The 13051-nt window shown below is 68.6% G+C and carries 13 protein-coding genes; 8 read left to right on the top strand and 5 right to left on the bottom strand.

The features are described from left to right. Positions 1–37 precede the first annotated feature (37 nt). Positions 38–244, top strand: coding sequence for a SlyX family protein (locus ACE3QP_RS07525; RefSeq protein WP_374434875.1), 207 nt, complete (start codon positions 38–40; stop codon positions 242–244). Between the two features lie 5 nt (positions 245–249). Here the strand turns inward: ACE3QP_RS07525 and ACE3QP_RS07520 are convergent, their stop codons facing one another. The 3 genes from ACE3QP_RS07520 to ACE3QP_RS07510 are packed head-to-tail and all read right to left on the bottom strand — an operon-like array spanning position 250 to position 3978. Then, the gene (locus tag ACE3QP_RS07520) at positions 250–1107 is read right to left on the bottom strand and encodes a hypothetical protein (protein ID WP_374434874.1); all 858 of its coding nucleotides are present in this window, start codon (positions 1105–1107) and stop codon (positions 250–252) included. Continuing rightward, positions 1104–1964, bottom strand: a complete 861-nt coding sequence (locus tag ACE3QP_RS07515) for a substrate-binding periplasmic protein (RefSeq protein ID WP_374434873.1) — start codon at positions 1962–1964, stop codon at positions 1104–1106. The genes ACE3QP_RS07520 and ACE3QP_RS07515 overlap by 4 nt, the downstream gene beginning before the upstream one ends. A 10-nt stretch (positions 1965–1974) precedes the next feature. Further along, positions 1975–3978 (bottom strand): SDR family oxidoreductase, encoded by a 2004-nt coding sequence (locus ACE3QP_RS07510; RefSeq protein WP_374434872.1) that lies wholly within the window; start codon positions 3976–3978, stop codon positions 1975–1977. Between the two features lie 266 nt (positions 3979–4244). Between ACE3QP_RS07510 and ACE3QP_RS07505 the strand changes: the two genes are divergently transcribed. From ACE3QP_RS07505 to ACE3QP_RS07495, 3 genes are all read left to right on the top strand, one after another. Next, positions 4245–4943, top strand: a complete 699-nt coding sequence (locus tag ACE3QP_RS07505; protein ID WP_374434871.1) for a phasin family protein — start codon at positions 4245–4247, stop codon at positions 4941–4943. A 160-nt stretch (positions 4944–5103) separates the two neighbouring features. Beyond that, a complete protein-coding gene (locus ACE3QP_RS07500) occupies positions 5104–6348 on the top strand; it encodes a patatin-like phospholipase family protein (RefSeq protein WP_374434870.1) in 1245 nt (414 codons plus the stop codon). 164 nt (positions 6349–6512) lie between these two features. Beyond that, positions 6513–7406 carry an amino acid ABC transporter substrate-binding protein gene (locus ACE3QP_RS07495; protein WP_198112735.1) on the top strand — a complete coding sequence of 298 codons (894 nt, stop codon included), beginning with the start codon at positions 6513–6515 and terminating at the stop codon, positions 7404–7406. A 41-nt stretch (positions 7407–7447) separates the two neighbouring features. On the opposite strand, the gene ACE3QP_RS07490 is transcribed toward ACE3QP_RS07495, so the two are convergent. Next, the gene (locus ACE3QP_RS07490; RefSeq protein ID WP_374434869.1) at positions 7448–8929 is read right to left on the bottom strand and encodes a carboxypeptidase M32; all 1482 of its coding nucleotides are present in this window, start codon (positions 8927–8929) and stop codon (positions 7448–7450) included. A gap of 13 nt (positions 8930–8942) precedes the next feature. Next, complete coding sequence (locus ACE3QP_RS07485; protein WP_374434868.1) at positions 8943–9443, bottom strand: YqaA family protein; 501 nt, start codon at positions 9441–9443, stop codon at positions 8943–8945. 88 nt (positions 9444–9531) lie between these two features. Here ACE3QP_RS07485 and dusB point away from each other — a divergent pair, with 88 nt between their 5' ends. The 4 genes from dusB to ACE3QP_RS07465 all read left to right on the top strand — a co-directional run bounded on the left by dusB (position 9532) and on the right by ACE3QP_RS07465 (position 13049). Further along, complete coding sequence (dusB, locus tag ACE3QP_RS07480) at positions 9532–10551, top strand: tRNA dihydrouridine synthase DusB (protein ID WP_374434905.1); 1020 nt, start codon at positions 9532–9534, stop codon at positions 10549–10551. Positions 10552–10570: 19 nt separating this feature from the next. Continuing rightward, entirely contained in the window at positions 10571–10804 is a 234-nt protein-coding gene (locus ACE3QP_RS07475; RefSeq protein ID WP_374434867.1) for a helix-turn-helix domain-containing protein, read from the top strand. Positions 10805–10813: 9 nt separating this feature from the next. Beyond that, complete coding sequence (gene purH / locus ACE3QP_RS07470) at positions 10814–12391, top strand: bifunctional phosphoribosylaminoimidazolecarboxamide formyltransferase/IMP cyclohydrolase (RefSeq protein ID WP_374434865.1); 1578 nt, start codon at positions 10814–10816, stop codon at positions 12389–12391. Between the two features lie 127 nt (positions 12392–12518). Continuing rightward, on the top strand, positions 12519–13049 hold the full coding sequence (locus tag ACE3QP_RS07465; RefSeq protein ID WP_374434864.1) for a hypothetical protein: 531 nt from the start codon (positions 12519–12521) through the stop codon (positions 13047–13049). Positions 13050–13051: the final 2 nt, after the last annotated feature.

Genomic DNA, 13051 nt, shown 5'->3' with positions numbered 1-13051 from the left:
ATGCCGCTGCCACAAGTGACCCCGGACAATCCCGCCCATGCCCGACACCGATGCCCGCCTGACCGAGCTGGAAATCAAGGCCAGCTTCACCGACGACCTGCTGGAGCAGCTGAACGACGTCATCGCGCGCCAGCAGCTGCAGATCGACGCGCTGCAGCGCGAGCTGCTGGCGCTGCGCCAGCAGGTGTGCGACCTGCCCAGCGGCCCCGGCAGCGTGCGCGACGAACGCCCGCCGCATTACTGAATGGATCAGGGCCGGTAGAGGAAGCGCTTGTCCTCGCGGTAGTCCGCCCCCAGCAAGGGGTTGCGCAGCTCGATGACGCGGCGCTGCGCCAGGCGCGCGCGCTGCAATTCCTCGGCGTGCAGCTGGGTCAGCAGCGCCATCAACTCGCCGCGCTCGTGCAGGCGCAGAAGGCCCATCTCCAGCGCCTGGGCCAAGGCGGCGTTTCCAGGGGCCACGAAGAACAGCATCGGCGCGGGGTAGCGCAGCGCCAGCAGGGGCTCGACCTCGAAGCGCGCGGCCTGCTGCCGGGCCTCGCTCCAGATCTCCAGCGCGGAGCGCGGGAACGCATCCACCGCACCCTGGGCCAGGCGGGCGAACAGGCCCTCGAAGCTGGGTACCGCATCCACCTGCAGGCCATTGGCCTCCAGCACCTGTCGGTCCGGCCAATCGCTGCCCTGCACGAAGCGCAGGCGGCGCAGATCGTCCAGGTTGCGCAGGCCGGCAAAGCGAGCCGCCTCGCCCTTGCGGATGAGCAGCAGGCGCCAACCATAGAGCCCGCCGTACAGCGGCACGGGCACGGCGCGCAGGCCCTGCTCGCGCGCCTGGCTGCTCATGCTCCACACTAGGTCGATGACGCCGCTGTCGCTTTCCAACTCGCGCAGCGCGCGCGCCTGGATGATGGGCTGCGCCGTCAGCTCGATCTGGTGTGGCTGACCCGAGGCGGCCAGCGCGGCCCGCAGCAGGCGCAGGGGGTAGAAGCGCTCCAGATCCACATCGCGTGGCGGGCGCGGAATGCGGGCGCGCAGCACCTGCGCCCGTGCCCGCCCCGGCCAGAGCGCAAGGCCGGCACCGGCCCACAGCAAACCACGGCGCTGCGTCATCATGGCCGCCACCACAGGCGCTCGTCGGCCAGCGGCGTGGCGCTGGGCAGCAGCGGGTTGTTCAGTGCGATGCGCCGGCGCTCCGCCAGATGCAGGGCCTTCAGGGCCGCGCCATGGTGGCGCTGCAGCAGGCGCTCCAAGTCGCCTTGCTCCACCATGCGCAGCAGGCCTTGCTCCAGGGCTTCGGCCAGATCGGGCCGCTGCGTGCTGACGAAGAAGTACTCCGCCGCCGGGTAGTGCAGCAGCAGGTGCGGCTCCAGCGCCACGGTCCGGCCTTCGCGCGCAAGCTCGTATTCGACCTCGGTCACCCCGCGTGGGAAGGCGTCGGCACGGCCACGCTCCAGCATGGCGAAGAGCTGGTCGTAGCGCGCGGTGGTGAGCACCCGCAAACCGTTCGCGCGCAGGATCTCGGTGTCCGGCCAGTCATGGCCTTGCAGCAGGGTCAGGGCGCGCAGGCCCTCCAGGTCCTGCACGGCGTGCAGCGCATCGCGCCGGCCCTGCGGCACCAGCAGCACGCGCCAACCGAACAGGCCCCGGAAGATGGGAATGCGGATGGGCCGCAGCGCCTGCTCGCGTGCCTCGCTGGTGACGGACCAGGCCACATCCACCGCCCCGTCCGGCTCCTGCAGCTCGCGCAGGGCGCGGCTTTGCACCATCACCTGTTCGCTGGGCTGCAGGTCCACTTCCCAGCCGCTGCGCTGCAAGGCCTGTTCCAGCAGCGCGTAGGGGTACCAGCGGCGCAGCTCGAACTGGCGCTGCGGGCGCGGAAAGCGCACCCGCTGCCGCGCCGCGCCCGCCCAGGCCGAAGCCGCCGGCTGCAAGGCCGCCGCACAGAGGCTCAGGCAGTGACGGCGCTGCATGCCGCCGTGCTCAGAAGTGGATGCCGCGCATCATCTGCTGCATGGCGATGGCCTCGGGCGAGAGCTGCGGCTTGCCCAGCTTGCCCACCGCATCGCCCTTGGCCGCCTCGCTGTCGGGGAACATGCGGAAGCTGGTGTTCATGACGATCTGCGCCACGCGCGGCGCAAAGGCGTGCAGCAGCTCGCCCGTCTTGCCCAGGCGCGTGGCAATGCGCACCGGCTTGGCGATGCAGGCCTGCGCCACCATGTCGGCCGCTTCCTCGGGGCTGAGCGTGGGCACGTTGTTGTAAATCTTGGTGGGCGCAATCATGGGCGTGCGCACCAGGGGCATGTTGATGGTGGTGAAGGTCACGCCCTGGTCGGCGTATTCGCTGGAGGCGCAGCGCGTCCAGGCATCCAGCGCGGCCTTGCTGGCCACATAGGCCGAGAAGCGCGGCGCGTTGGTGAGCACGCCGATGGAGCTGATGTTGACGACATGGCCCTTGCGCTTCTTCACCATGCCCGGCAGCAAGCCCAAGGTGACGCGCAGGCAGCCGAAGTAGTTCAGCTGCATGGTGCGCTCGAAGTCGTGGAAGCGGTCGTAGCTGTTCTCGATGGCGCGGCGGATCGAGCGGCCGGCGTTGTTGATGAGGAAGTCCACGCCGCCGAACTCGGCCTCCAGCCAGTCCACCATCTCCTTGCAGGAATCGGCATCGGCGATGTCGGCGCTGCGCGCATGCACCTTGGCGTCTGCGCCGGCGAACTCCTTGATCTCGGCCACCGCCTCATCCAGCTTGACCGGGTCGCGCGCGCAGATCACGGTAATGGCACCGGCCTCGGCGAACTTCTTGGCCGCCGCCAGCCCTATCCCTGAGCTGCCGCCCGTCACCAGCACGACCTTGCCGCCACAGGCGCCGCGCAGGCTGCGGTCGATGTGCAGATCGGGGTCGAGGTGGCGCTCCCAGTAATCCCAGATGCGCCAGGCGTAGTCGTGCAGGTTCGGGCATTCGATGCCGCTGCCCTTCAGCGCGGCCAGGGTCTCGCGACAGTCGAAGCGCGTGGGGTAGTTGATGAACTGCAGCATGTCCTCGGGCACGCCGAGGTCCTTCATCACCGCGTTCTTGACGCGCCGCACCGGCGCCAACGCCATCATTCCCTTTTTCACGCTCTTGGGAATGAAGCCGAACAGCGCGGCGTTGATGAACAGATTCATCTTGGGCGCATGCGCGGCCCGACTGAAGATGTCGAGCACGTCGCCGACGCGGTAGCCCTTGGGGTCCACCAGGTGGTAGCAGCCGCCGCCTTCCTCGACCTGGTGGCTGATGTGGTCGAGCGCATCGACGACGAAGTCCACCGGCACGATGTTGACGCGTCCGCCTTCCAGGCCGACGGCGGGGAACCAGGGCGGCAGGATCTGGCGCAGGCGCTGGATGGGCTTGAAGAAGTAGTAGGGGCCGTCGATCTTGTCCATCTCGCCGGTCTGCGAGTCCCCCACCACCATGGCCGGGCGGTACACCGTCCACGGCTTCTTGCAGGTCTTGCGCACGATCTTCTCGGACTCGTGCTTGGTCATTAAGTAGGGATGGTCCAGGCCCTCGGCCTCGTCGAACATGTCCTCGCGGAACACACCCTCGTAGAGACCGGCGGCGACGATCGACGAAACGTGGTGCACATGACCTGCGTCGATGGCCTGGCAGAACTCGACGAAATGGCGCGTGCCATCGATGTTGACCTTGACCTGCGACTCCTCGTCGGCCTCCATGTCGTAGATGGCGGCGAGGTGATACGCGTGGTCGATCTGGCCCTTGAGCGCCTTGATCTGGTCAGCGGCCACGCCGAGCTTCTTGCCCGTCATGTCGCCCCACACCGGCACCGCGCGGGCCTTGCTCACACCCCAGAAGGCCAGCAGCGCGGGCAGCTTGTCGCGGCTGCTCTCGCGCATCAGAAAGTGGACCGTGCTGCCCTTGCGCGCGAGCAACTTCTTGACGAGCCGTTTGCCGATGAAGCCGGTGGCACCGGTGACGAAATACTGCATCTGGGTCTCCTGACGGCGCGGCGCCGAAGGCGGTGGAAGTGAGGCGGGGATGGAACGATTCTTCTGCAGCCCCCGGCACGCGCAGAGCCGCACTAACCCGCGCCCGGCGCGCTGCGCGAGCCCGCTGCGCAGGAGCAAAAACCCCGCTTCTTCATAGAGGGCACACACTAGGAAAGCCGCTCGCCGCGCCAAGGGGTGCCGCCTATAGTGACTCACCGTCGCAGGGTGCCTGCGGCGTTCCACTCACACCCTGCCAGGAGAAACACATGGTCAAGAAACTGCAGAAGATGGCCGGCAAGAAGGCCGCTCCCGCGGCCAATGGCTTCAACCCCGCCCACCTGCTGGACGGTCAGATCGCTCAGAACGTGCGTGATTCCGCACAGCAGATCTGGGCCGCCGGCCTGGCCGCCTTCAGCAAGACCCAAGGCGAAGGCGGCAAGGTGTTCGATGCCCTGGTGAAGGAAGGCATGAACCTGCAAAAGAAGACCCAGAACCTGGCCGAGCAGAAGTTCGGCGCCGTGGCCAGCAAGATGACCGGCATGGCCAATGAAGTCGGCTCCAAGGCCGGCCAGCAGTGGGACAAGCTGGAAAGCATCTTCGAAGAGCGCGTCGCCCGCGCCCTGAAGAGCCTGGGCGTGCCCAGCGGCAAGGACATCGGCTCGCTGATCGCCCGCATCGATGCGCTGTCGGCCGCCGTCGGCTTCGCCCCGAGCAAGAAGGCCAGCAAGCCGGCCAAGAAGGCCGAGCCGAAGGCAGCCGCCAAGCCGGTGGCCAAGAAGGCTGCTGCCAAGCCCGCCGCCAAGCCGGTAGCCAAGAAGGCCGCTGCCAAGCCGGCCGCCAAGCCCGTGGCCAAGAAGGCTGCTGGGCCCAAGGCCCCGGCCAAGCGCGCCACCGCGCCCCGCAAGGCTGCCGCCAAGCCCGCCGCGCCCGTGGCCGCTCCGGCCGCTGAAGCCGCTCAGGCCTGATCCCAGCGCGGCGTGATGCCGCGCCTGGACGCCTCAGACGCCGTGAACTCCGTCGCTGCACGCCCGGGTTCACGGCGTTGTCTTTCCGGCCTCGCCCCCCATCTGCCGGGGTAAGCCCGAGCCCGCAGCCCCGCTGCCGCTGCCTACAGTCCGCCCCCGCATGAACGCCAAGCGTCCCACGACCGCCCGCAAGCCCCGCATCGGCCTGGCCCTGGCCGGCGGCGGGCCGCTGGGCGCGATCTACGAGGTCGGCGCCCTTTGTGCGCTCGAGGAGTCGATCGAAGGCCTGGACTTCAGCGACTGCACCGGCTTCATCGGCGTGAGCGCCGGCGGCATCATTGCCGCCTGCCTGGCCAATGGCCTGACGCCGCGCGAGCTTTGCGCCGGCTTCATCGAGAACAGCTCGGCCCCGCCCGACCACTTCGACCCCGCGGTGCTGCTGCACCCGCACTGGAACGAGTACGCCGAGCGCATCAAGCGCCTGCCCCAGCTGGTGGGCGAGGCGCTGTGGCGCGTGCTGGTGGAGCGTCGCTCGCTGCTGGGCGCGCTGGAGCTGCTGGGCCGCGCCCTGCCCACCGGCTTGCTGAACAGCGACGCGCTGGCCGCCCAGCTCAAGGCCATGTTCAGCCTGCCCGGCCGCAGCGACGACTTCCGCGAGCTGAAGAAGCGCCTGCTGCTGGTAGCCACCGACCTGGACTCCGGCGAGACCATCGCCTTCGGCCGCCCGGGCTGGGACCACGTGCCCATCAGCCGTGCCGTGCAAGCCAGCGCCGCGTTGCCCGGCCTGTACCCGCCGGTGGAAATCGACGGCCGCCACCTGGTGGATGGCGCGCTCAAGAAGACCATGCACGGCAGCCTGCTGCTGGATCAGGGCATCGACCTGCTGTTCATGCTCAACCCGCTGGTGCCCTACGAGGTGAGCGCCGACGACGGCCACCTGCGCGCCAAGCCGCGCATCCCCAAGCTGGTGGACGGCGGCATGCCGGTGGTGCTGAGCCAGATGCTGCGCTCGCTCATCCACTCGCGCCTGGAACTGGGCATGAAGGCCTATTCCAAGACGCACCCGAACACCGACATCGTGTTCTTCGAGCCCGACCACCGCGACGCCGAGCTCTTCCTGGCCAACACCTTCAGCTACCGCCACCGCCGCGAGCTGGCCGAGCACGCCTACCAGGCCACGCGCGCCGACCTGCTGCGCCGCGCGCCCAAGCTCAAGCCCGTGCTGGCGCGCCACCACCTGGACCTGCGCGAGGACCGCCTGCTCGACCCGACGCGGGTGCTGGTGGACGTCTGGGACACCCCCAGCCACACCCCCACCGAGCGGGCGCTGCTGCATCTGGACGAGATCCTCAGCCTGCTGGAGAGCCGGGTCGATCACTCGGGCTCGCTCAGCGGCAGCGCCTGAGGCCCAGCGGGGCGGGGCAGCCGGGAAGGCAATACCTCACGCCGGCCCGCTCCGCATGCGGCGCGCTACGGGTTTCCCTGCGCCCGCCCGCACTGAAACAAGCTGTGAGCAACCGCTACATTCGCCGCGCAATGGCCCCTTGGTGGGCCCTGGAGATCGATCGCATGCAACGCCTTCCCCACCTGGTCGTCCTTGCCATGCTGGCCGCCGCGAGCCTGGGAGCCCAGGCACAGACTCTCGGCCGCATCGAGCGCAGCAGCACCCTGACGGTGGCCTACCGTGACGGTGCGATGCCCTTCTCCTACGTGCTGCCGGGCCAGAAGGAGCCGGTCGGCCTGGCCATCGACCTGTGCAAGGAAATCGCCCAGGGCCTGAAGCGCGATCTGAACCTGCACGACCTGCGCATTCGCTACGTGGCGGTGCCAGCCGCCGAGGCCATCCACGCGATCCAGCAGGGCAAGGCCGACATCGAGTGCAGCAGCACCACCGACACGCGGCAGCGCCGCGAAGAGGTGAGCTTCAGCCACCACCACTTCTATGCCGGCGTGCAGCTGATGACGCGCGTGAATGCGGGTGTGAAGGACTGGAAGGACATCGCCAAGCGCAGCGTCACCGTCACCGCCGGCACCAGCGCGCGCGACGTGCTGGCCCGCCACAAGCTGACCAAGGACCTGAAGTTCAACGTCATCGAGGGCGCGGACTTCGCCGAATCCTTCCGTCACCTGAACAATGGCAAGGCCGATGCCTGGGCGCTGGAAAACGTGCTGCTGGTGGGCATGCGCGCTTCCGACCGCAACCCCCGCGCCTGGGAGATCGTGGGCGAGCAGCTCAGCGTTGAGCCCTATGCGCTGATGTTCAAGAAGGGCGACGCCGACTTCCAGCGCGCCGTGAACAAGGAGTTGGAGCGCATCTTCCAGTCGGGCGAGTACCAGAAGATGTACGAGCGCTGGTTCATGCAGCCGATTCCGCCGCGCAATGTGAACCTGAAGCTGGAGCCCGGCGCGCTGCTGCGCGCGCAGATGCGGCGTCCGAAGTCGGTGATCCCCGACTGGAACTGATCCAGGACGAAACAAGGGGCGCCGCGGCGCCCCTTGCTCATTCAGCCCAGATACCGTGAGCGCAGGTGCGCCTGGAAGTGCGCGGGGTTCAGCACCTCACCGCTGGCTTTTCTCACCAGCTCCGGCGTTTCCCAGCGCGAGCCCTGGCTCCAGATCTTGGTCTGCAGCCAGCTGAACACCGGCTGGAGCTCGCCGCGCGCGATGCCGGCGTCCAGGCCCGGGATCTCCTTGCGCATGGTGGCGAACCACTGCGCGGCGTACATGGCGCCCAGGGTGTAGCAGGGGAAGTAGCCGATCAGGCCCTCGGGCCAGTGCACGTCCTGCATGCAGCCGTTGGTGTAGTTGCCTTCGGTGGAGAGGCCCAGCAGCTCCTGCATCTTGGCGTTCCACAGCGCGGGGATGTCCTCGCACTCGATCTCGCCCTCCACCAAGGGGCGCTCGATCTCGTAGCGCAGGATCACGTGGCAGGGGTAGGTGACCTCGTCGGCATCCACGCGGATGAAGCCCGGCTTCACGCGCGTCAGCAGCTTGTGCAGGTTCTCGGGCTCCCAGGCGGCTTGCGCACCCAGGTGCTTCATCAAGAGCGGCGAGAGCTGCTGCGCGAAGCCCGGGTGCGAGCCCAGCTGCATCTCGAAGCTGAGCGACTGGCTCTCGTGCAGACCCATGGAGCGCGCGTTGGCGATCGGCAGGCCCAGCCACTCGCGCGGCAGGTTCTGCTCATAGCGGCCGTGGCCGGTCTCGTGGATCACGCCCATCAGCGCGGGCAGCGCGTCGTCTTCCTTGTAGCGCGTGGTCATGCGCACGTCTTCGGGCACGCCGCCGCAGAACGGGTGGGCCGATTCGTCCAGGCGCCCGGCCTCGAAGTCGAAGCCCATCAGCTTCATCGCCGCCAGGCCCAGTTCGCGCTGCGCGGCCTTGTCGAAGGGGCCGACCGGCTGGATCACGGTCTCGCTGGCCTGGCGCGCCTGCACGTCACGGATCAGGCCGGGCAGCCACTGGCGCAGGTCGCCGAACACGCGGTCGATGTCGGCGCTTCGCATGCCGGGCTCGTACTGGTCGAGCAGGGCGTCGTACTTGGAGAGGCCGGTGGCCTGGCTGAGGTGGCCGGCAGCCTCGCGCGTCAGCTTCACCACTTCCTTGAGATTGGGCAGATGGCCCTTCCAGTCGTTGGCCTTGCGCTGTTCGCGCCAGGCGTGGCCGCTGCGCGAGGCGGCCAGGCTCATGGCCTCCACCAGGGCCTGCGGCAGCGCGTTGCTGGCGCGCCAGCTGCGCTTCATCTCGCGCAGCGAGGCCCGCTCGAAATCCCCCAGGCCCTCGCCCTCGGCCTCTTCCAGCAGGCTCTTCAGCTCGGGCGCGGTGGCCAGTTCGTGCAGCAGGCCACCCATCTCGGCCAGCGCCGCGGCGCGCGCCTCGTTGCCCTTGGGCGGCATGAAAGACTGCTGATCCCAGGAGGCGATGGACTGCAGATGCCCCAGGCGGTGCATGCGCTGGTGGCGGCGGACGAGGTCGGCGTAGGCGTTCATGTTTGGATCCAATCTACGGAAGCGTCCATTCTGCGGGCCAGACCCACAGCAGCGCGGAAGTCATCAGGAGGTAGCGCAAAAACTTGCCGATGGCCATGTACAGCAGGCAGGGCCAGAAGGGCAGGCGCAGCCAGCCGGCCACGGCGCACAGCGGGTCGCCCACCACCGGCAGCCAGGAAAGCAGGCAGGCCTTGGGGCCGAAGCGCTGCAGCAGCTGCAGCAGGCGTGGGTGGCGCGGCTGGTGCTGGCGCCAGCGCTCGTAGCCGCGCTCGGCGCCATAGCCCATGCCCCAGCTGATGCCGCCGCCCAGCGTGTTGCCCAGCGTGGCGACCCCGATGGCCGGCCAGAACAGCGCCGGGTCGGCCTGGATGAGCGCGAACACCACCGGCTCCGAACCCATGGGCAGCAGCGTGGCCGAGACCAGCGCCACCAGGAACACCGCCGGCAGCCCCACGGCGGGCAGCGCCAGCCAGGCCAGCAGGGCGGCAATGTGGGTGGACAACCAAGCTTCCATGGGGCGCGGATTCTGACCGGGGTCGAAAAACCGCACGCAGTTACACTTCTGCCCCTTTTTTAGGCAGTTCCCCTTGGTCTCCACCCCCCTGCGCATCGGCAATCACGAACTGCCGAACCGGCTGTTCGTTGCGCCCATGGCGGGGGTGACGGACCGTCCGTTCCGCAAGCTTTGCAAGCGCCTGGGCGCGGGCCATGCGGTGAGCGAGATGGTGACCAGCCAGAAGGCGCTGTGGAACAGCCTGAAAACCAGCCGCCGCGCCGACCACCAGGGCGAGACCGCGCCCATCGCCGTGCAGATCGCCGGCGTGGACCCGGCCGAGATGGCCGAGGCGGCGCGCTACAACATCGAGCGCGGCGCCCAGATCATCGACATCAACATGGGCTGCCCGGCCAAGAAGGTCTGCACCAAATGGGCCGGCTCGGCGCTGATGCAGGACGAGCCGCTCGCGCTGGCGATCATCGAGGCCGTGGTGCAGGCCGCCCGCGATGTGCCCGTGACGCTGAAGATGCGCACCGGCTGGTGTCAGTCGCACAAGAACGCCTTGTCCATCGCGCTGGGCGCCGAAGCACGCGGCATCCAGCTGCTGACCATCCATGGCCGCACGCGCGAGCAAGGCTATGGCGGCGAGGCGGAGTACGAAACCATCGCGGCGGTCAAGCGGGCGCTGAAGATTCCGGTCGTTGCCAATGGCGACATCGACTCGCCCGAGAAGGCCGCCGCCGTGCTGGCGGCCACGGGGGCAGACGCGCTGATGATCGGCCGCGCCGCCCAGGGCCGGCCCTGGATCTTTGGCGACATCCTGCACTTCTTCGCCCATGGCACGCACCGCCCGGCGCCGCGCGTGGACGAGGTGCTGGACTGGCTGCTCGAACACCTGGACGAGCACTACGGCCTGTACGGCGAGTTCAGCGGCACGCGCAGCGCGCGCAAGCACATCGGCTGGACCTTGAAGGGCCTGCCGCAGGGAGAGGACCTGCGCCAGCAGATGAACCAGCTCGACAGCAGCGCAGCCCAGCAGGCCTGGCTGCGCGACACCTTCACGCGCCTGGGCCAACAGTTCGAGCGCCTGCCCGCCGCCAACGACAGCCAGGCCCTGTGCGCCTGAACCCGAAGAACGACAAGCAATGGACCTCAAGCCCATCGACGTCTGCGTGCGCGAGAACCTGGAAGCCTACTTCCGCGACCTCGACGGCGAGACCCCGCATTCCCTGCACGACATGGTGATCAAGCTGTGTGAGAAGCCCCTGCTCGAAGTGGTGATGGCGCGTTGCGAAGGCAACCAGAGCCGCGCCGCCGAGTGGCTGGGCATCAACCGCAACACCCTGCGTCGCAAGCTCACAGATCACAACCTCCTCTAAGGACAGCCCATGGCCCTCACCGCCCTGCTCTCGGTCTCCGACAAGACCGGCATCCTCGAATTTGCCCAGGGCCTGCATGCCCTGGGCTGCAAGCTGCTCAGCACCGGCGGCACCGCCAAGCTGCTGGCCGACAACGGCCTGCCCGTCACCGAGGTGGCCGAGCACACCGGCTTTCCCGAAATGATGGACGGCCGCGTCAAGACCCTGCACCCGAAGATCCACGGCGGCCTGCTGGCGCGCGGCGACCTGCCCGAGCATGTGGCCGCGATGCAGCAGCACGGCATCACCCGCATCGACATCCTGGCCGTCAACCTCTACCCCTTCGAGGCCACGGTGGCCAAGCCGGGTTGCACGCTGGAGGACGCGATCGAAAACATCGACATCGGCGGCCCGGCCATGGTGCGCAGCGCGGCCAAGAACTGGAAGGATGTGTCGGTGCTGACCGACGCCGCCCAGTACGCCGAGGTGCTGGCCGAGCTCAAGGCCGGCGGCAAGACCAGCGACGCCACCCGCTTCAAGCTCAGCGTGGCCGCCTTCAACCGCATCGCCCAGTACGACGCCGCCATCAGCAACTACCTCAGCAGCGTGCAGGCCGACGGCAGCCGCAGCGAGTACCCGGGCCAGATGAACAGCTGCTTCGTCAAAGTGCAGGACCTGCGTTACGGCGAGAACAGCCACCAGAGCGCCGCCCTCTACCGCGACCTCTTCCCCGCCCCCGGCTCGCTGGTGACGGGCAAGCAGCTGCAGGGCAAGGAGCTCTCATACAACAACATCGCCGACTCCGACGCCGCCTGGGAATGCGTGAAGAGCTTCAGCGCCCCGGCCTGCGTGATCGTCAAGCACGCCAACCCCTGCGGCGTGGCCGTCGCCGCCAGCGCGGCCGAGGCCTATGCCAAGGCCTTCAAGACCGATCCGACCTCGGCCTTCGGCGGCATCATTGCCTTCAACCGCCCGGTGGACGGCGCGGCCGCCGAGTTGGTGAGCAAGCAGTTCGTCGAGGTGTTGATGGCGCCGGACTTCACGGCCGAGGCGCTGGCGGTCTTCAAGTCCAAGGTGAACGTGCGCCTGCTGCAGATCGAGCTGCCTCCCGGCGGGGCCACGCCCTGGCTGCAGGGCCGCAACGCCGGTGACAGCAAGCGCGTCGGCTCGGGCCTGCTGCTGCAGAGCGCCGACAACCACTTCCTCAAGCAGGAAGACCTGAAGGTCGTCACCAGCCTGCAGCCCTCGGCCCAGCAGCTGGACGACCTGATGTTCGCCTGGACCGTGGCGCAGTACGTGAAGAGCAATGCCATCGTCTTCTGCGGCGGCGGCATGACCCTGGGTGTGGGTGCCGGCCAGATGAGCCGCGTGGACTCCACCAAGATCGCCGCCATCAAGGCCGCCAACGCGGGCTTGAGCCTGCAGGGCGCGGTGGTGGCCAGCGACGCCTTCTTCCCCTTCCGCGACGGCCTGGACGTGCTGGCGGATGCCGGCGCGAGCTGCGTCATCCAGCCCGGTGGCTCTATGCGCGACGAGGAAGTCATCGCCGCCGCCAACGAACGCGGCATCGCCATGGTCTTCACCGGCGTGCGCCACTTCCGTCACTGAACGCCAGCGGGCGCCGCAGCCCACCCGACCAAAGGCCCGCCACCCGCGCCCGAACGGCAGGTTCGGACTTGGCGAGCCTTGGGGCGGCGGGCCACACTCCCGGACGCCTGCGCAGATTGCAACGACCATGAGGCCTTTTCAAGACACCCACCCCGGCGGCCTGGATACCCGGCCCCTAGGGCTAGAACCCGAGCCCGTTGCGGCTGACGCCGATCCCTCGATGCGCCTGCTTGGCGTGCTGCTGGGCCTGCTGTTTGCACTGCTGCACGGCTACGCGCTCGCCTCGCATGGCACCTTGGGGGCAATGGCCCTGATGGGCAAGCCCGTGCCCGCGGAGAGCGCCTGGCTGGCGCCCTGGCATGGCCTGTGGTTCCTGTGCGCCAGCCTGGGTTGGCTGGGCCTTCTGGGCATCATCTGGCAGTCCTGGCAGGGCGAGCCGGAAGACAAGGCCGGAGGTCTGCGCGCCTTGGTCATGGCCGGCCTGCTCAGCTGCATGGTGGCGCCCATGCCCTGGCTGCTCGCCCCTGAAGGCGCGTCCACCGAAGTCCTGGGGTCTCCGCTTTCGATGGTCTGGCTGATGATCCCTCTGCCCTTTTGGCTGGGTTGGCAGCTGCGCGTGCGCGAGTTGGAGCGCGCCAAGTTGACGCCGGTCGCCTGAAC

The organism is Inhella sp. (assembly GCF_041912635.1).
Taxonomy (GTDB): domain Bacteria; phylum Pseudomonadota; class Gammaproteobacteria; order Burkholderiales; family Burkholderiaceae_C; genus Inhella.
This window is presented reverse-complemented; position numbering and strand designations above follow the sequence as displayed.